Origin of the sequence: Taibaiella helva (genome assembly GCF_003545695.1) — a bacterium.
GTDB classification, from domain to species: Bacteria; Bacteroidota; Bacteroidia; order Chitinophagales; family Chitinophagaceae; genus Taibaiella; species Taibaiella helva.
This window is the reverse complement of sequence record NZ_QUZZ01000002.1, coordinates 97,229-117,070: the sequence shown is the minus strand read 5'-3', so window position 1 is coordinate 117,070 and position 19,842 is coordinate 97,229. Positions and strand designations below refer to the sequence as shown.

General features: G+C 44.6%; 8 protein-coding genes. 5 read left to right on the top strand and 3 right to left on the bottom strand.

What is annotated here, in order from left to right; translation table 11 throughout:
• Positions 1-390 precede the first annotated feature (390 nt).
• Positions 391-777 (bottom strand): Fur family transcriptional regulator, encoded by a 387-nt coding sequence (locus DZC79_RS03210; protein WP_118950114.1) that lies wholly within the window; start codon positions 775-777, stop codon positions 391-393.
• A gap of 348 nt (positions 778-1,125) precedes the next feature.
• Between DZC79_RS03210 and DZC79_RS03200 the strand changes: the two genes are divergently transcribed.
• The 3 genes from DZC79_RS03200 (at position 1,126) to DZC79_RS21720 (ending at position 4,847) form a co-directional block, all read left to right on the top strand.
• Positions 1,126-2,343: a GTP-binding protein gene (locus tag DZC79_RS03200; RefSeq protein ID WP_118950112.1), complete on the top strand. Its 1,218-nt coding sequence runs from the start codon at positions 1,126-1,128 to the stop codon at positions 2,341-2,343.
• A gap of 249 nt (positions 2,344-2,592) precedes the next feature.
• Positions 2,593-4,062 (top strand): TonB-dependent receptor, encoded by a 1,470-nt coding sequence (locus tag DZC79_RS03195; RefSeq protein ID WP_198666754.1) that lies wholly within the window; start codon positions 2,593-2,595, stop codon positions 4,060-4,062.
• A complete protein-coding gene (locus tag DZC79_RS21720; protein WP_198666786.1) occupies positions 4,017-4,847 on the top strand; it encodes a TonB-dependent receptor plug domain-containing protein in 831 nt (276 codons plus the stop codon). Before DZC79_RS03195 ends, DZC79_RS21720 begins: the two co-directional genes overlap by 46 nt.
• Before the next feature lie 151 nt (positions 4,848-4,998).
• Here DZC79_RS21720 and DZC79_RS03190 read toward each other — a convergent pair whose 3' ends face one another.
• Positions 4,999-5,781 (bottom strand): DUF4382 domain-containing protein, encoded by a 783-nt coding sequence (locus DZC79_RS03190; RefSeq protein ID WP_157976885.1) that lies wholly within the window; start codon positions 5,779-5,781, stop codon positions 4,999-5,001.
• 857 nt (positions 5,782-6,638) lie between these two features.
• On the opposite strand from DZC79_RS03190, the gene DZC79_RS03175 reads away from it, so the two are divergent.
• Positions 6,639-8,186, top strand: coding sequence for a T9SS type A sorting domain-containing protein (locus tag DZC79_RS03175; RefSeq protein ID WP_157976884.1), 1,548 nt, complete (start codon positions 6,639-6,641; stop codon positions 8,184-8,186).
• A gap of 107 nt (positions 8,187-8,293) precedes the next feature.
• Here the strand turns inward: DZC79_RS03175 and DZC79_RS03170 are convergent, their stop codons facing one another.
• On the bottom strand, positions 8,294-8,719 hold the full coding sequence (locus tag DZC79_RS03170) for an ester cyclase (protein WP_118950107.1): 426 nt from the start codon (positions 8,717-8,719) through the stop codon (positions 8,294-8,296).
• A 1,639-nt stretch (positions 8,720-10,358) separates the two neighbouring features.
• On the opposite strand from DZC79_RS03170, the gene DZC79_RS03165 reads away from it, so the two are divergent.
• Entirely contained in the window at positions 10,359-19,562 is a 9,204-nt protein-coding gene (locus tag DZC79_RS03165) for a hypothetical protein (RefSeq protein ID WP_118950106.1), read from the top strand.
• The last annotated feature ends 280 nt before the right edge of the window (positions 19,563-19,842 follow it).

The window sequence follows — 19,842 nt, the reverse complement described above, 5'->3', positions numbered from 1 at the left end:
GTTCAGGCCAATATTGTACAAAGCAATGCGGGAGGGCTTGATCAAGCCAGAATACCTGGCTCTTATTGAAGACTTCGGGTCGAATACGAACATTCAAAGACCCAGCCATGGTACCAAATTCTTTACAAAATCCGCCCCCCCACAAAACAAATTCTTTCTTCGAGCCGATTACTCCATGTACAAGAGCTTCGCCAACAAAGAGTCTGAGGCGAGATTTTTGGAGGAGCGTGAAGTTATCGTAAAGGAGATACCGGATTGCACCCAATAATGCTACCATTCCGGTGTTTAAGGGCATACTTGGAATATAATATACTTAATTAGCCAACAAATAAAGTCCCCTTCCTCAATCATTCATCGCTGCAGGCCTTTCCCGACCACCGGTATCTGATGCTAGGCAACAGCATGCCTGCAACTACGGCAGTAGCCAGAAATCCAGCAATTCATATTTACCCCTTTGTAGCCCTTAGGTAATTTAACGGCGATGGTTTCGCGAAGGCATTCTACACGATCGCAGGAAAGGCACCTGAAATGAAAATGATCGTGTGTATGGTGTTCGTGTTCGCAGCTTCTGCACAACGCATAATAACTTTTCCCTTCTTCCGAAATGGCTCTATGCGTTATACCATCTTCACAAAAACGATTGAGCACCCTATAGATCGTCACCTTATCCGCGGAGATCGTCAATTGCTGTTCAATCATATCCTGGCTTAATGCTGTATCGGATTCTTCCAGTAAGGCCAAAACAGCGGCTTTAACCGGGGTATTTCTTCTTTTCATCACTCTGTACAACGGAATTTGTCCACAAAGGTAATTTTTATGAAAATTACTTAATGCAATTGAGTTGCATTAATTAAAAAGTATTATTATTGCAACTCAATTGCATTAATAAATGATCCCTCAGAATTTTCAGCAATGGCACTATTGCATCACAGTACAATGCGGCATCGCGCTGACTGCAGGCTTTGCAGAAGAACGCCTAAAGATATACAGGCAGCCGGCTCATCCGGAAACGCGTGCCTTTATAGCTCATTATGGCTTGCGCCATTTGCACAACATCATATCCTGGCTGGAGGTCGCAGCCCGGGGATAAAAATGGACAATATCACTCGATAATCTCATACAGACATGGATCTCGCACAAAAAAACAAACTGCCGGTTACCGTTCTCAGCGGGTTTTTAGGAGCCGGAAAAACAACTTTACTGAATCACATCCTTCATAATAAAGAGGGGTTAAAAGTCGCCGTAATCGTTAACGACATGAGCGAAGTCAATATTGACGCGCAGCTGGTGGCGAAAGAAAATACGCTATCGAGAACGGAAGAGAAGCTGGTGGAAATGAGCAACGGCTGTATCTGCTGCACGCTTCGGGAAGACCTGATGGTGGAAGTCGAAAAGCTGGCCAGGGAGGCCCGTTTTGATTATTTACTGATCGAGAGTACCGGTATTTCAGAGCCGGTACCTGTAGCGCAAACGTTCAGCTTTACCAGCGATGATGGCAGCGTGGATCTTTCGGCATTCAGCTACATCGATACAATGGTGACCGTTGTCGATTGCTTTAATTTTTTCAGGGATTTCAGCACGACCGATACGCTCTCCGACCGCAACATGAATGAAGCGGAAACCGATACCAGAACCATCGTTAACCTGCTTACCGATCAGATCGAGTTTGCCAACGTGATCATCCTGAACAAAACAGACCTGGTAACAGAAGAAACAATTGGTCTGCTGGAGGCTACCGTTAAAAAATTAAACCCGGACGCAAAGATACTGAGGTCGGTTGCCGGCAAAATAGCGCCTGAAGAGATACTTCATACCCGTCTCTTCGACTTTGATAAGGCGACCTCTTCAGCCGGATGGATCAGGGAGCTGGCCGATAAGCATACGCCGGAGACAGAGGAATATGGTATATCATCCTTTGTATTCCGCCACAAGAAGCCCTTTCATCCAGGGCGTCTCTGGAAATTCCTTAATGAGGACTATCCTGTAAACATCATCCGTGCCAAAGGAATTTTCTGGCTGGCGTCGAGGCCAGGTATGGCTATCCATTTCAGCCAGGCCGGCGGAAGCCTGCGGGTAGAGCACGCTGGTATATGGTGGGCAAGCATGCCATTGGGAGAGCGGCTCCGCTACCCTTCCTTTGTTCAGCATCAGCAAGAAATAGAAGGCCGCTGGCACAAGCAGTGGGGCGATCGACTGCAGGAGCTAGTCTTCATCGGCCAGCACCTTGAGCCGGAAGTTTATGCCAGGCAGCTGGAGCAGTGTCTCTTATCAGATGCGGAAACGGCAGCTTACTCTTGCAATGGGGTGTGGCTGGAAGAAGATCTCTTTCCCGCTGAAATATAAGCCTTTGGAAAACGAAACGAGGTCATTCAAAAAAACAAACACTTACAGGGAACCGCAAAAGTACGTCTTCATCATAGTCTTCGGATACCGCCCTGTGCTTGCCTTCATATACCCCGATCGTTAACCTGCACATGGGTATGCTTTGCGCAGGTAGTGCATTTCTCCAACAATAAACCCTCCGGGAGGAATTAGAAACAGGACCCAGGTCGATCTTAACTATCCTGCTTTATTGTTCCGGTTATTATACTTATGAAACCTATATTACTGATTGTAACCATCCTTTTTGCCGGTCACTGCTTTGCTCAGCACCCGGGTATACTGAAAGGACAGGTCTATGCCGGTGAAGCGGCTGTACCCTATGCCTCGGTATCGTTGCAAGGTACCGACCAGGGAACACTTTCAGACAGCCTGGGCCATTATACGCTTTCCGGTATCCCTGCCGGTAATTACATCGTATCGGTAATGGCCATTGGGTATAGCGAAAAGACCCAGGCAGTAAGTATTGTAGCAGAAGGCACCGCTACCCTTGATTTTCAGCTGCAGGCAAATACCTCAGACCTGAATGAAGTAGTGGTAACCGGCACTTTGAAAGAAGTAAGCAGATCGAAAAGCCCCGTTCCGGTAGAGGTATATACGTCGGCTTTTTTCAGGAAGAACCCTACGCCCAGCCTCTTCGATGCCCTGGGCATGATCAATGGCGTTCAGTCGCAGATCAATTGCAACGTCTGCAATACCGGCGATATCCATATCAATGGCATGAACGGACCTTATACCATGATCCTCATTGACGGCATGCCGATCGTCAGCTCACTGTCTTCGGTATATGGCTTAAGCGGCATACCCAATAGCCTGGTAGACCGTGTTGAAGTAGTAAAGGGGCCGGCATCGTCTCTCTACGGCTCAGAAGCGATGGGCGGCACGATCAATGTAATCACAAAAAATCCAACCCATGCACCTGTTTTTAGTGCAGACCTGTATGGTACCACATGGCAGGAATACAATGCCGATGTCTCTGTAAAATTCAAGATAGAAAAACTTCAAAGCCTGCTCGGCGTGAATTACTTCAATTATCAGCATCCTGTGGACAACAATCACGACGGATTTGCAGACGTAACGCTGCAAAACAGGATATCTCTTTTCAGCAAATGGTCCCTCTCCCGAAAAGAGAACCGGATAGCAAGCCTGGCGGCCAGGTATGTGTACGAAGACCGGTGGGGCGGGCAAATGAACTGGAACAGCAGCTGGCGCGGAAGCGATAGCATTTACGGCGAGAGTATTTATACCAGTCGCCTAGAGCTTATTGGTATGTATCAGCTTCCGGTGCAGGAAAGGATCATTACCCAATTCTCTTTCAACAACCACGATCAAAACTCGTTCTATGGCTATACACCTTATAGGGCCAACCAGAAAGTGCTGTTCGGACAGGTATATTGGGACAAGTATTTCGGCCAGCGCAAGCAGCACAATTTCCTGCTGGGCGCTTCTATGCGCTACACCTATTACGACGACAATACCCCGGGAACCGCTACGATTCAGCAAGACAACCAACCTATGAAAACACCGCTGCCTGGCATTTTCGTCCAGGATGAATGGACGATCGATGCAAAGAATACGTTGCTTGCCGGGTACCGGTACGACTACGATAAGCATCATGGCAGTATCCATTCGCCCGGCTGGCCTACAAGTTTGCCGCCAGTAATATCCATACCATCAGGATAAGCCTGGGCACCGGCTACCGGGTCGTAAACCTGTTTACCGAAGATCATGCCGCTCTTACCGGCGCCAGGCAAGTGATCATCGCAGAGGAACTGCATCCCGAGCGGTCTTATAACGGCAATCTCAATTACATTTTGAAAATTCCATTCGATGCCGGCTTCCTGAACATAGATGCCACAGGCTTTTATTCGTATTTCACCAATAAGATCGTTGGAGATTTTGATACCGACCCCAATAAAATCATATACGACAATCTAAGGGGACACGCCATTTCACAGGGAATTTCACTTAACGCAGACGCTAACTTTACTTTTCCTTTGCGGGTAATGGCCGGCATAACCTATATGGATGTTTACGAAACGGAAGAGGATGCCCGGGGCAGGCAACAAAAAAAGCAGCAGCTGTTTGCTCCGGCCTGGTCGGGAACCTTCCTGCTGAGCTATACCTTACCCAAAGGATTTTCTGTAGATGTTACAGGCAAATACTATGGCCCTATGCGATTGCCGGTACAGCCTGCAGATTACCGTGCGGCCTATTCGCCCTGGTACTGCCTGGCCAATATACAGGTGACCTGGAAAAGTAAATGCAATATGGAAATTTATGGTGGCGTAAAGAATATACTGAACTATGTACCTCACGACAGCCCTCTTATGCGGTCCTTCGACCCCTTCGATAAGCGTGCCAACGACCCGGTAGCCAATCCCAATGGCTATACCTTCGATACCGAATACAACTATGCGCCCTTACAAGGTATCAAAGGATTTTTAGGTTTCCGGTACCGCTTGTAATGCTTTACGCTTCATCAATGAGGCTGTCTAAAAAGCCGCGTATTAAAAGAAAATCCCCGGTCTAGAAAAAGGCCGGGGATTTTGTTTGATCACTATTTTCGCCTATACCTGCAAGTCATATAGTACCAGGAAATATACGCCCGCCACCAGATTATTGTATCAGCGTGACGATGCCCACATCATTTATATTGCCGAAGGTGACAGGCACATTGGGCATCAGTGAATCCTGGTAATTGGTGGCATCAAGCGCATCGAACCATAGGTTATAATTGCCTTCCGGTAAGCCACAGAAGAGGAAATAGCCGTCTGCTGCTGGTATAGCGCTGAAGGTATCCGCTCCGTTAATGGCATATACGGTTGCATCTGCCGCCGGGGGCAGCACATAGCCTTTAATTTTACCGTTGGTCAATTCTGTATAGGTTCTTATCACAGGCTTAAGGCTATAAGCGCCGTTCCCGGTTTTTACGATAGAGCGCCCGGCGTCAAAGTCAATCCAGAAATGATAGGACCCGTTAGGGACCAGCTCCTGGTGGATATTGAATTTCAGCCCGCTTTGCTGCGCTGAAGGTGTTGACAAAGGATAGGTTACGCCATCTACTACTACCGAATTACTGCTGCCAAGAACAAGGCGCATCTGCGAGATATTTCCGGCAGGAAGCTGTGCCTGGCAGAGTAAGGTGTCCGCTCCGTTCCTGAAATCCAGCAGATTGTAGACACCGGGGTGCACAGGATTTACGGTTACCCACCCGTTAATGTCCGAATGGATTTCGATCTGCTGAACATCGATCAGCACGGCATCATAATTACCGGGACCGTCTGTCAGGTGAATGTTCATCGTTGCCGTTCCGGCCGGCGCATCATCTTTTTTGCAGGAGGCTAAAAGGCTAAGGAGTCCCAATACACAAAGGCCCAGGACTAATGGTCTCTTTTTCATAATTACACATTTTAGGTGAACACTAGCGTTTTTTTTGCTGTCCTGGTGCAAAGGGTTTTGCTGACTGGCTTCCGTATGCTTTTTTGGCCTGCCCGGGAGGGACCTTTCCGCTATTACCGGCGGTACGCTGCACCACGCAGGCATTCAAAAAAAGCAGGGACGCAGCGCTGAAGAATACAATGATTTTTTTCATAAAAGATGCAATCTAAAGATAAAGACGAGAAAATTTGAGAAAGACGAAACTACGAACAGGCATTTATTACATTTTTAACATATCCAACCCGGTCTCCCGGGCCATGCGGCTAAGATCAATTCTACCTACACCATTCTTACCAGGTTGTTTAAAAAGTAAAGTGCGTTCTGAACATCTGTCCGCATAGAACTTTTCGAATAAAATAGCGGCTATGCTGGCTTTGGCTGACCTCATCAACCCATGGTGTTCCTGTCGATGGCCCCTCTTATCAACCATTTTCATGCGACAATTGCCATTTTGTAAACCAGCAAGTTATGCGCGTGAACGCATCAAAAAAATATACCTGCAGACACTTGTCTGCTAAGGAATTTATAGTCCTAAGACAACTGGTATATCCTTTCTAGCTGCAGTGCAAAATGAGTCTCTCTCCTGCCCCATTTTTTTGCTTAAACAAGGGGCTTATCAAATATAGCATACCTGATAATGTATAAAACATGCTTTTAAAAAATAAAAGCTGCCTATTAATGCATGGTAAAGACCGCAATAATTTTGTTGTTTATTACTACACAACTAACAAATGAATTGTCAATTTAAATTTTTGTTATTAAAAATTAAATGTTTCATGTACCCATAACCCTATTTCTCATTTTAAAAAATGTACACCATGAAAGCTTCATTACCATTTCTTGCCCTGTTTTGCAGCATCTTGTTCATGCCTTTTTTAGCTGCAGCCCAATGCCAGTTTCTAAATCCCACTGTAGAGCTTAATTCTGTAACCACGAATGTCGACGGTAATTGCGTAGTTAACCTTAATCTCGGCTTTGAAATCGATATTAACAACGGCAATAAGATCATTTTTGTACATATCTGGCGCACCCAGGATTATACGGTACATACGTACAGCACACAAAATCAGCCCAAAGAAAACAATATTCTCAACGATGCGCTGGCAACGATCATTATCGATAACGATGTGGTCAACAATAATCCAACAGCCCCGGCTAACCAGGTCTTTATGACCACTTATGGCCCCGATCCCGGTATCGACGATGCCACGCCTCCGGCCATTAACCAGGTAAAAGATGCCTCTGATGGCCTGTCCTACAACAGAGTTGTCCTCAATGACGCGGAGAATATCTACCGATATACCATCAATAATCTGACGCTTATAGTGCCTGGCGCCTGTGGCAACCAGATCAATTTTACCGGAGATGCCTGGTCAAGCAATGCCAACAGCACCAATCCCGCGGTACAATGTTCTATGCAGGGCTTTTCGTTCCTGGTCAACGATCCCACGATCAGCACTGATTTCACTTGCCAGCCGATAGGTGTATCGAACACATACGCTTATACGGTTTCTACCACCAGCATACAGCAGCTATCGTTCCAGACGGATGTATACGTAGATAATGGCGATAACTTCTTTGATGCCTCACTGGATACCAAAGTGCTGTCAGATGCAGGCCCTTATACCATTACCTCCGGTACCCCATTTTACTCCGGAGTGCTGACCTACCCCGCTCCTTACGCCACCAACCTGCCCCAAAAGCTCAATAACCTGTGGATCGTTGCCAAAAACATGACGTTGACCAACACCAACAATGTAGTGACCACAGTTTCCAATGCGTTGATCGAGCGGGTGCTCAATACCTGCAACGCCACGGTATTGCCGGTGAAGCTGATCGATTTTACAGGCGCCAGAATGGGGGGAAATGTGATCCTGAAGTGGCGCGCTGTGCAGACAGCAGACATAACCGGCTATACCGTACAGCGAAAAAGCGGTAACGGCGATTGGGAAGATGTTGCTTACGAAAAGGCCCGGCAAGCCGCCAATATAGAGCTGAGCTATGAAACCAGTGACAAAAATGTATTTACGGATATAAGCCTTTATCGCTTAAAGATGGAAAGCGCAGACCAGCAAGCTGAAGTAAGCCGTAACGTGCTGATACCCGGCATTACCAACAGCTTTTCTTATACCATAGCGCCCAATCCTTCATTTGATGGAACAATTAAGGTCAACCTGGCGCTGCACCAAACCGGCGCTTCTGTATACCTATACGACCTTCAGGGCCGCCTCGTACAATCACTGACAGCGACGCAAAGCGGCTCATTTACACTAGCTAACCTGAAGCCTGGCACTTACCTGGTGAAAATAGCGGGTGACAACGGAAGCTTTGCCGCCTGGAGCAAGGCGATCGTGCTGCGCCGGTAATCAAACCTTATTCCTTTCGGATTCAGAAAGCGGCGGCCATCGGATCGGCCGCCGTTTGTTTTCTGCAATCGCAGGTTATGACACATTCTCTGAATAGTTTACCAGGTTCAATGCGATAAAGGTGTGGAAATAACACCCAGCTGTTTCATCATTTCCAATTGGTCGAATAACGGGAAATGCCTGATCACTTTCCCATCTTTAAAATAATCAATGGCAATGCCGTTTATTTTAAAGGCTTTGCTGGTAGCAGGGATACCGGGCATGTCTGCCACCTGCGTGGCTTCCCAGGTCATAACGGAAACAACTTTATCATCTTCCGCTACCTGCTCTGTAACTGTTATTCTGTTGGGCTTTAACAGCTGCGCAAATTGCTGGTCCTGCTTTATATATTCGGCTTTATTCACCTGTTTGCCATTAAAAAATTCAGCTTTAAAATCATCATGAAGATAATTATCATAACTATCCTTTAAAGCTTCTGTACCAAAGGCTTCATGCCAGTGTTTGGAAGTTTGTTTTTGCTGTTCTTTGTTCATGTAGTTTTTGTTTAAGTGTTTAAACAAAAAGGATTCTGTGACATCATGGGATCTCTTTTGTTGAGCTATTCATCATCGGTTGTGGAATCTATTAATTTTAGCTTTCCCGTTTTAAAAAGGCTCTTTCGGGCTGCTGGCTTCTCTTTCTTCCCGGAACGTTTTAAAACAATGGCAAAGCGAATAATTTCTTTTGCACAGCAGCGCTTTCAAAGCAGGACATATGCATAAAGGTTTCACCGTCTTCTAATAAATATTTTTTTACAAACCCCGTTCTATGACCTTATTGTCTATAGGGGTTTGTAGCTGTCATCAGCTTCTCCTTTTTGTTATTTACAGAGTGTGATGACTATTGTTCTTAAAATTTTGTATAATCTTCTATCTTAAATGTGCCATTCTATATCACAAGTGCATAAACATGCCGTGGGCGAAAAGCACTCTTAAAAAATGCGATAAGATTAACGGTAACCGAACAGTACTTACGCCAACGGTTTTCTGATTGGCAAGTTTTGTTACTTATGGGAAATTCTAAACAATATCCCGGTTCGAATCCCGCTACACTATTCTCCGCGTTTAAATAGATGAGGTCAAGCAACTCAGATGGTGCAATCAGGCGTTTTAAGGTTATGTCCTATTGGAAAATAAGGAGTAGCGAGGAACGCATAGCGATACTGCACTATAGCAGATCTGGCCTATTTTACTACCTTGATATACAGCAGACTGAAAAGAAAAATGCCAGCCTAATGGCTGGCATTCATTTTTGCTGCGGGAGGAATGTATCAATGTTCGCATCCCCTTGCCGGTAATCCTGCTGAAATTGATGTTGTTCTGATGTTGAGAAATATGAAGCATCCCGACCTATCAACACATTAATTATGAAAATACGGCTACAAAAAGGCAATGCCTCAATTAAACAAGAAATACCTCAATACAGGTTCGGAGAAGTATCGCTAAATATTTCTTGTTTAATTCGGTAATAAATTATAACTTGTCTCCTGAACATGCATAAAATATTAAATTACCTGCTTAAATCAATAAATGCATACCATACCGATGGTGGTATTGCGGACGATATATTCCGGTCAGGAATTGTGGATTTATCCTTAATTGACCCAAAGCGAAAACAAAACGAATAACCGTTTCGACGATCAAACGCTCTGTCGACGGTACTTGCGTCTCTAAGGAATCATGTTTTCAAAGCTGCGGACGTCCGGCAACTGCGAATTGTGCTTAAATACTTTTACCATTTTGGTGCGATTACATAAATTATGTGAAATTATTCTGAACATTTCATTTGTTAAGCATTCAAAATACTATGAACGACAAAGTAAAAAAGGTGATGCTGGAAAATTTTGTCGTTTTGTATTGGCCCTTTTTCTGTATAGTTCAATTTACAAATTGAACAGTAAATATGTTTTTGTTCTTTTTGTAACCATTGTGTCTTTTATTTTATATTATTATTTATTAATCAATATAAAATCATATAAACAGCATACCTTGATGCGATTGATTACAGAATTAGATATAAGACATGTAATCGCACCTCTTAATCCCTGTTCGTATCCTATTTTTAACTCATTCGATATTTTAAAACGTTGAAAGCATTTGCTGCATTCTAATTAAAAACTAAATACATCATATTATGCCTTTTACACCAGTTACTATCTACGGCAAGACTTACAATACGGCGCAGGGGCTTGCCACCTACTTGGATAAAACCTCCTATAGGCAAGTCGAACCACTTCTCCCTGCCAATTTTAAATTCACAATGGATGTCGTCAATTTGCTGAAAACGGATAATACCGGTTTTCTAAAAAACGCGACTAAAGAGTTTGTACAAAGACTTATTGCTGACAATACTCCTTCTGAATTTGGAACCATGACCCTGGGAGTATTCCAGTCGCTAAGTACGTTCCTTACTGTACAGCAACGGGCTGTTTATCTTGACCAGGCCACTGTTAACCAGCTGAGGGTTCCTTTACCCGCTAACCTTAAAATTGAGGCTGAAGTAATCAATTTACTGAAGACGGATGGTACCGGTTTTTTGGGGAAAATATCTCCGGATCTTGCACAAAAGATTTTCAGCAGTAACACGCCAGAGCAGCTGGAAATTATAAATAAGAATACATTCCAGGATATTTTGAAGTTACTCCCGCCCCAGGACCTTGCTAATTTCTTCGACAGGACCACTTATGCACGGGTTAAAAATAGATTACCTGCTAATTTTAAGTTCAGCATGAATATTGTTAATTTATTAAAAACGAGTCATACTAAGTTTTTACAGAAAGGAATAACTGGGCTGGGAATGAGGATTCTGGAGGACAATACGGCAGCAGAGCTAAGCACCATGACCACTGAAGTATTTCAGAACCTCCAGGAAGTTATGATGCAGCAGCACTATGATGCTATACCGGACAGCAAAATGATAGATTTTCTTAAAACCCCTAAGCCAAAAGTAGGATGGGGCATCAATGTAGCCAAGCAGCTCAAACCTTCCATTTTGCACGCACTTGTCAATGCCACTCCGCAAGTCCCCAATGCCGAAGGCTTTTTTGCTTATCTCGGGCATAATGCTTTATCTTTTATTGATCCGGCCTATTTCGCAACATTCGATACTCATATCTATAAAAGCATTTTTGCAGTACCTTTTTTCATTGATGCAGCGGGGGATACCTTTTGGGCAACAAACGCAAAGACTTTCCAAGATTTATCCAGGGCGCAGATCCAGAATATTAATGCAAAAGTGCTTAATGAATTGATCCTGGAGGCCGCAACATCCGGCGAGCCGACCCTTGACAAACCTTATCGGGTCAAATTACCAGCCGGCTTTCTTAAGAAACTCAGTACAGGGCAGGTCATGGGTATTACACCCCATGCCTTTGCTCAGCTCTATCCTGCCCATTACAGGTATCTTAAGGCACAGGACCTTGCCACTATATTGGAACAGCTATCCGTCCGACAAGTTGGTGCTTTACAAGATACCGTTTTGGAGGATATACTTACAGATGACGTATCGCAAAAGCTCTTTCAGGCAAACAAACTAAAGAGCTTTACGGACAAGGTCCCTGTCGCTAAAAAACAGCTGTTGTCGAACGGCTTCTTTTTGGCTGAATCACCATCTTCATTGACAGATCCTGATTTGGCAAAATTAAACATTGCGTCAACACTAGCAGCTCAGCAAGGAGCTGCAGATATTTCAGTACTTAATAAGTTAGGCCCCGGAGATGCCAAAAGATTTAGCACCTCTTCGCTTTTTTACAAAATTATTATGGACGGCACCTGGCTGGAATATATTCCTCCACTTTTTTTTAAGGGCTTCTCCGTTGATCAGGCTAAGGGGCTAAGTCCGAACGCTGTACAGCGGTTGAGTGCACCACAAATCAAAGCCCTGGGATCATTGGTCCTTCAATTTTCAATTCCGCAGTTAAAGGTTTTAGATGATGCCCAAATTGCTGCTGTACGAGAAGATATTAAGCTGGACTTTGCAGATTTGATAAATCTTCACAGACCCCTGCCTTCGAGGCTTCCGCATTCAAGACCAGTTTTGCCTGGCAGGGGCGTCTATAGTCGTTTGTTAAAAGCTGCAGATCCCGACTCCTTTATTGCGAAGATTCATCGACGGGAGATCAGGAGCATTGTAAAAGAGCAATGGAGTGGCATGTCCTCTGTGTATAGAGGTAAGATCCTAACGGCTATAGTCCGTAAAGGTATGCCTATTAACAACCTATTTTCCAGAGAGCAGCTGCTGCAGCTGAATGGGGCCGTACTCACAGAGGTTATAAGAGGAATGGGGAGCCTGCGCTTACTAGCCAATGACATTTTTACATCTCCAGGCTATGGCCCCATGGTATTCCGGAGGCTGTTTGAAACGGGTGTTTTTGATGTGGCCTACCAGTACATGGCAGATAAAAGGGCGAAAGCCGGTTCTTTCCGTAAATACGATGCACAGATTTTTGTGACCGTTGGCGAGGATCAGGGGCAGCATCTGGCGAGTCTGGCATATGCCGGAAAAATGGAAGATAATGTTCCCACCCTTATTTATCATTACAAAAATGCGGTTGGCGTTCCGGAGCTGCTCAAAGTGATCAATGGCAGCGTAGCAAATGAGCTGAGACTGCTTGATGGGAAACAAAATGTAAGAACTTATATCCTGGGACATGGCGACCACAATGGCTTAGAAATAGGAGGTGGTTCGGCACTTGATGATGAGAAGATCTATATTTCTTATCCGGAGGTGTACGCCGCATTGGACGGATTGTGGAAAAAGCTATCGCCCAATAGCCTTGCGAAGTTTACCAAGCTGAGCATCTTGGGCTGCCAGCTTGCAGCCCCACCAACCAGAAAAGATGAAAATGGTAGGCCGATAAAACCAAAATCCAACGACTGGGATACTTATTTTGGCGATTCTTTCTTAGGCAAGCTCAGTGCGCTGTTTTTCTCCGACCTCAATTCTGCATATAGAAACAACCTTAGAATCAGTGCATTTAAGCGGCCTACTTCCGGAGAAACAGGCCAGACACTTGTTTATAGAAAAGGAATTACTTATGCGAACAATCAGCGAGATAAGATCATCGCCTCTTGGGACAGCACCGGAAACAACATCGTACGTTTACGGAGAGGGCCCGAAATAGGAGTACGAAGTTCAGGACGCAAGCTTCTACCGGACACTGCAATAAATACAGATACATTTTTCTTGCCGGAAGAGGACCTGCATGAGAATTTTGTAGATGACCTGGCGCTGGCCATTACAGAACAGGACTTCGGGGATGGTTCTTCGGCTGATTGGCGGGGGGTGAATATAATATCAGAAGAAGAAGAGGGGAATAATAAGGTCATCGTCCTGCAACGTAATCCGGAGGACGGAGATGCAAGATCAAGTCACCTTATATGGGATATAGTAACGCCTGGGGGCAATGCTACAACCAACACGTCACAGAAGGGACGGCTCATACGTACTACAGGGTTTAGTGAGCAGGATAGGCTAGAAAAAGCACTGGATCAATTGAAAAGGATACGTACCAACACCCGCGCTGCATCCGGCCGGGCAGATCGGATATTGGCCTTGCCACAACTGGCTGGTATGAGTACGGCAGACAAAAATGAAGCCAGAAGCATAATCTCCGGTTTGCCGGATGTAGACGATAATGCATTTACCGCAACATCTGGCAGCATTATCAAGCTACGTGCGCTGCAGGCACAAAGGGTGGCCAGTTTGGATACATTGTCGGACATTGCTGATCTAGCGTTGTATTGGCTTTCAAAGTCTACTCCGGAAGCTTCAAAATTATTACTGAGCGATGAAGGTGTGGCCACCTGGTCCGGCAGCGGGCAAGCTACCCTGAACGAAAACCGTACTAAGGAAATCCTGTCAGGTAATGACTTACTACTGAGGATGCGTATTTTGGGTGCATTGCTACAGTTGGATGACAACGCCAGAACGCCGTTAATGGAAGCCTTCGAGAAATCGACGGATCCTGTTCTCCAGCGGGTAGGCATTGATATAGTGAAACAGCGGTTCAAAATGATGAACGCTCACAATACAATGTCGATCTCCGAAAAAGCTTCAGGTGCACTAAACGTTTATTTTACTGTCACTGCAATTTACAGCCTGGTTAAAAACTGGCATACAAGCTCCAATGCACAGATAGGACTTGATTTAACAAATATCGTCGGTTCCAATCTGGCTATTGTTTCCAGCTTTGTGGTCACGAAATCTCTGCAGAAAGCTACACTTTCACTTTCTGCGGCCGGTTTTTCCGTCGCCCGATCGGTGAATACTGTTATGCGATATTTTCCTGGTATCGACTTTATCCTGGCCGGTGTTACCATGGGTTCTATCGGTCTGCAATGGGAAGATTTCTGGAAAAGCGGTGCAAACAAGAACAGCTATGCGTATAAAGCGCTGGTTGCCAATACCGTCACTACAGTGGCATTTACTGCGGCCGGGCTTGCAGTAACAGGGAGTTACCTGGCCGCGTCCTTAACTACTGCCGTGGCCGGTACTGTGATTGAAAGCATTGCAGCGTCTGCTGGGCCTATTGGCTTGATTATCGCTATCACAGGTTTTGTTGTCACTGGTGTCATACAGGGATCTTTGATACTGCACGAATACGGGGATTATTATGATAGTGTCGGCGAAGAAATAAGACAGTTTTTTGCTTCATGGATCGGTATTGAAACAGCGGCTACGAAAAAGGCTATAGCTCACAAAGCATTAGCAACAGCAGCCTCGGCCTACCAAACCGCACTCAATAAGGACGCGCAGGCGACGAAGAATTACATGGCGGCATATTATGGTAATATGGGTTATCGGAAAGTTGTTACGGTTGACCATGTCTACAGTACAGCATCCTTTACACGAAGACAAGCAGAAGGAATCGATGGAATAGTCTTCAACAATATGGATACTACAAACTACCGAACTATTGATGCTAATGCTACAGGTGACAAGGGAACGGCATTTGTCGGGTTGAGTTGGGCTGGATACTCCATACCATTTGATGGAGATCCTGACAGAGACAACCTGTTCGATTTGCGTGGGATAAGCGCCGGAAGAGTAAAGGGCGGTAAGGGTAACGACCAATTCCTCATCGATCAAAATACTGGTCTTTCCCAAGCCATTGATACAGGTGGTGGCTTAAACAGAATTATGGTAGATGCTGGTGGTGGTCACTTAGAGATAAGACAAATCGATGGTAGTAATTGTGAGCTTCTTTTTTTCGATTCAGGCAGAGTGGTGAACATCAGAGGCTCATTTATACAGCTTTTGGTTACTAATGCAACCCGGGCTGGTATAGACCTCAGCTTAGCTCCGAATGGCATTCGCTTTGATGTAGGAGGTGTTGAGAAGGCATCATTGAAAATCCGGGGAGGAGCCCAAGGAAACTCTTTTGTGCTTCGCGAGGGTAGTGATATTGTTGCTAGGGGTAATGATATACTATTCTGGGATGGCAATAGCAATGCTAAGATAAGCTTGGAGCCTCCTGACGAAACAAACGCTCAGAAGCTTGTTGTACATTTTGGCAAAGCTTATCACCAGATTACAGCACATCGTTTAAAGAATGATCTTATTTTGGGCTGTGGACAAAAGAAGATCGAAATAAAAGGCCTTTACCTGAAAAATGGAGCCCTGGACGCTTCAAAATTCATATCTTTTATTGATATTTCCCCAACGTGCTTTACGCTCAATTGTTTACTCATACTCGGCAGCGCCCCTCTTTCTCTGCGAAAGCTTTCCAAAACGATTATATTCCGTAAAGGATCAGGAGGAACGGCTGCAGCGCCGGTAAATGTATGGGCGGATGAATGCATCAATACCTATAGCTTTTCTAAAGATGCAGGGTGCTTCAAACTCAATTTTTTTATGCAACATCTCAACCAGGTATTACTGGAGACAGATCAGAACAGCATTCGTTATAAGAAAAAAGAAAAGAATCTTATTCTTGATTTCGGAAACGATTGCTTACTGAACATTAACGGGTATTTTCCTGATATGCAAGAAGAAAAGTTGCTTGATATATGGATAAAACCATCAACGGATTTATACCCTACCAGGCTCGTACTTGATCCCAGTAAATTTGATCAAGCTGACGACATTTATCAATCCTTCAGTATACCCGTCACTGACCTTCCAAAAGCGCCTTATGCGGAAGTCATAGATATTAACGGTCTGACAACTGACATAGAATTAGATGCCCACGATTATTTAAAAGAAGGAAAGGGAAAGATACATATATCAATACCCGAATGGGCGGATCCTGCCCGCTTGATCCAGTGCCGTTATGGTGGTCACGATCTGGCTCTGTATTTTGCTGATCATGAATCCCGAAAGGAGGGCTCTCTTCCCCCTATGTTAATTATAGATAACGCCCTCTTCTTTCCTAAAAACGCTTTCCGGATATTCCTGCACCAAGAAAAATACAAACCTGCCCATCCGGAACCTTTTATCTTATCAGATTATCCCCCCTGTTCAGGTGAACATACTATAGCGCTTTCGTGGAACCAACCGGTAACAGCGAGTATCCGTTTCGATGAAAGCCATAATTATTACATTTCTGTGCCGGCACGGAAAGCAAACAGTGGTGCTACGACTTACTATCTGGAGCTTTATGTTTTGGAGGGAGCTTGTGACCTGAAGGTTAGTTCCTATAATAGCGAAGATTATCACTCACAATATACGACTAACGCACTGGATGAAACCGGCCCGTATATTATTACAGTAAGTATAACAGACATACCTGGAAAAGATTTGGCCCTTCTTTTGCAGGTTGTTGCCTCTTCCGACAATACAAACACCCGGTATGCACTTAAAGGGAGCAACATAAGGGGAACAAGCATTTCTGACGACTATATTTTAACTCCGGAAGTGACCGAATTAGTTGTGGCGCCCACGCGCCTGCTTGGCAGCCATGATGACGGGTTGCTCGATGCAACGGATTATCCTGTAACCTGTTTGCTCGGAGGAAAAGCAACCGTCAAAATAGATCTGGATAGAGGCACGCGATACGAATGGCTCATTGACAATACTGCCGTTGATACCAACTCGGATAGGCTCCTTTTGACCGGCAACTATATCTTTTCTGAGCTGGAATTTTTTGCAGCCGGGCCAGACCTGGGACTCCTGATACCCATAGATAAAGGCAACAATCAGAAGGAAGAGAAATTGATTTGGTTCAAGGACAATAATACCAACCCTGCGGTCAGGAACCTGATTGTGCAGCTTACCTCCTACGCAACACAGGAACTCTCGTTTGCGTTGCCAATAGCCGACCCTTCCAGTGGATGTTTCATATTGCCTGCCTCTGCACACAATTTAGCAATAACAGGCAAAGGAACTTTTATACTTGACATGGACTATTACAGCGAGAATGTAACAACTATTTTCATTCCTCATCACCTGTTTGGCAATCGCAACGAAATTGTATATAATTCGAGTAGTAATCCGCTCAAGCCCTATTTTATCGAAAAAGGCGAGCAAACGGGTTATGATTTGCGTATCAATCAGGGAGAATTGACTTTATACATTATCAATTATTACCGCAAGCCAGAAGCGATCCGTTTCTGTCTGGTCGACTATTCACAGGGAAGTAAATCATACCAAACGTTGGCCGATCAGCGGCAGAGTATCGTTTTCCCTAATAAATTCATGGATCCAATTAAAATTAAATTAAGTGGGAATTTAGTATTTTTCCCATTAAAGCTTTTGGTGCCTGCAATTACCGAAGGTGTTTTTAATATCTTTGATGACAGTGTTCAGACGATCACTTCTCCTGTACAAAAGCTAATATTTTTAGACAGCTTCGACTTTGCCTCGTCTAGTTCTAGCGCAATGGCTATGACTGCTGCAGACATTTCCGCTTATTTAAAGATGTATGGTATCTCAGCGTTTCCCTTTGATCTTCCCCCAAGTCCTGTTGATCATTACGGAAGGGCGCACATCAGGACGCTAATACTGCTTAATATAGCTTCCAAAGGAAATTTTTACTCAGCAAATGTGTACGTTTTTTATAGATATTACAGCGGAAAAGATGTATTCATACATGTTTCTCCCAGGGGTTGGTTGAAGACGATAGACGATGCCCGCTATGCTATTGCGCTTTGCAACGCGGGCGTCAATGCTAAAATTATCTCCTATGCTTATATGTTCAAATTAACGTTAGCCCAAGCCTATTTGTACAGTCAGAAGATTTCCGGAGAAAATTTTGACCGTGATGAATTTGCCCGCTATGCTTCATTTGTTTCAGGAATCAGGAGCATTAAATGGGATGGTGAGGGGGAGGGGTATGGCAATCAAATCATTACGTTGACACCAGCTCCTTTACCTATAGGATGGAATACGGCCTCCACGAGAGAACAGACACTTTTAACTTGGGGCCTTATTGCCAAAGGATTTTTACCCGCAAAAGCCGAGTTAATGGCTACGATTGCAAGACAAGCGTTTTCTATGACCTACGATATGTTTTCATATGAATTTGCACAATTGCTTGATTTAAAAGACGGGAAGGAAGAGGGAGATGCTCATGATATGAACTTTTTACTGCGAAAAGGAGTCACTGCCTTGGATATAGAGACCTCCAAAAGAGTCAGAACCCGATACGAAAGTGGCAACCGTAACGACCTGATTACTGTAACTGTTTCGGAAGGGTTGGGTGGTGATGGACAGGCTTCATATCGCATCCTTGGCAATGCAAGGCTAACTAACAGCTTAAAACTAGAAACCGCAGGCAGCAGCAGCGACTTTAAGTTTGGAACGCTTACCACAGCTAACGGATTGTCTCCTCTTCCTGGTTTGTTGTTAGAGGCACTCCGCGCGCCGGCACTCAATACCAATACAATTCTATTGGCCAGGATCTATGAAGCTAATAAGACCTCTGACGATATATTAAAAGTAACAGTCATGCCTGCCGGCACTTCCTGGTATGGGCGATCAGTACCTGATAATATTGTCAATGGTGTACCAACAACCGGCGAACTCCATTCCTGGCGGGCGGCTATCCGTTATGACAAGGATGGCAAGGCTATTCCTACCAGGTGTGATACAGTTAAAATTAGCTTTACATTTAAACACAAAATAATACTCAAAAGTATAACAATAGCCACAGCCTATGAAAAAGCAATAACAGAAAACTATAGTAGGTACGGCGAGTACCAGGTGGCTGCACTGGACGGCGAAGAATGGACTTTCGTGAGCGGACACCTTATATGGACTGGAAATGATGATAATATGACAGTTCCCATTGAAACTCTAGGAGTTCCTTATAGTGCTTATGTCCTCATAGGCGTTCGGGGCAACTATGATCATGATCGATGGATCAAGGAGGTAACTTTTGTCACTGCTGATGTATAGTTTTTGATCAATTTGTGTGCCAATCGCACACCGGTCATTTTTATCATTTCTTTACTCATAAAAAAGAGGCTGACCTTTTGGGACGGCCTCTTTTATTTTTTGTCTTGTCTCGTCCTAAAATAGCGTTACATAAAAAAAGTAATGTTAAGGAACCATTTAAAAATCAGCATGTAAAACGTAGCCAAAAGGATTACAGTCTATCCTTTAAACTGGCAGTGGTAAAAGAAGCAGAGCGTGGCCGCACAGGCAATCGTGCAGCTATGCATAAGTATGGTATTCA

Coding starts and splice junctions, on each gene's coding strand:
- DZC79_RS03195 (WP_198666754.1), top strand. CDS start 2,593: ATGAAACCTATATTACTGATTGTAACCATCCTTTTTGCCGGTCACTGC.
- DZC79_RS03165 (WP_118950106.1), top strand. CDS start 10,359: ATGCCTTTTACACCAGTTACTATCTACGGCAAGACTTACAATACGGCG.
- DZC79_RS03190 (WP_157976885.1), bottom strand. CDS start 5,781: ATGAAAAAGAGACCATTAGTCCTGGGCCTTTGTGTATTGGGACTCCTT.
- DZC79_RS03210 (WP_118950114.1), bottom strand. CDS start 777: ATGAAAAGAAGAAATACCCCGGTTAAAGCCGCTGTTTTGGCCTTACTG.
- DZC79_RS03200 (WP_118950112.1), top strand. CDS start 1,126: ATGGATCTCGCACAAAAAAACAAACTGCCGGTTACCGTTCTCAGCGGG.
- DZC79_RS03175 (WP_157976884.1), top strand. CDS start 6,639: ATGAAAGCTTCATTACCATTTCTTGCCCTGTTTTGCAGCATCTTGTTC.
- DZC79_RS03170 (WP_118950107.1), bottom strand. CDS start 8,719: ATGAACAAAGAACAGCAAAAACAAACTTCCAAACACTGGCATGAAGCC.